Source organism: Oleiphilus sp. HI0125 (assembly GCF_001635355.1).
This window is the reverse complement of sequence record NZ_LWGF01000156.1, coordinates 1-713: the sequence shown is the minus strand read 5'-3', so window position 1 is coordinate 713 and position 713 is coordinate 1. Positions and strand designations below refer to the sequence as shown.

Below are 713 nucleotides of genomic sequence, written 5' to 3'. Positions count from 1 at the left end.
CTGAGCGTTATTATCAAGACGAAGGCATACAAGAACTCATCGCTAACACTCAAGTATTGACCGATATGGATGCAGAAAACTTTGATGCGATTTTTTATCCAGGCGGCCACGGCCCTTTATGGGATCTCGCCAATGACGAGAAATCGATTTCTTTGATTGAAACATTCTGGAATCAAGAGAAACCTATTGGCGCCGTATGCCATGGCCCCGCTGTTTTTAAATCAACCAAAGATGAATCTGGACAATACATTGTGTCTGGTCGAAAAGTGACGGGGTTTTCTGATAGCGAAGAGGCAGCAGTAGAGCTAAGTGAGGTCGTACCATTTTCTGTAGAAGAAATGCTCAAAGCAAATGGCGGTATATACTCGGCGAAAGAAAACTGGCAAGAACACATTGAAGTGGATGGTTTGCTAGTGACAGGCCAAAACCCGGGATCTTCGCACGCAACTGCAGACGCGCTTTTAAACTTGTTGAAGTAGCCTGTACAGCACGCTATCCAGTAAACCGATAGCGTGCTTATCTATTTTTAAGCTCACAGCGATCGTTCTGGTATCGCATTGACAACTTCTTTATCTATCGAACGCAAACGCAAATCACGTTGAGGAAATGGTATTTCAATCTCGTACTCACTGAGTTTGGTTTCGATCTCCCACAAATACATACCAATTGGGCGCTTCGGATATTTATCAAACTGATTTTAATGGTCCAACCGC

1 protein-coding gene is annotated in these 713 nt (G+C 43.8%); it reads left to right on the top strand.

From position 1 onward, the window contains the following. Window positions 1–479: type 1 glutamine amidotransferase domain-containing protein (locus tag A3762_RS02600; RefSeq protein ID WP_068753970.1), on the top strand; the 479-nt coding region annotated here is incomplete at its 5' end. Window positions 480–713: the final 234 nt, after the last annotated feature.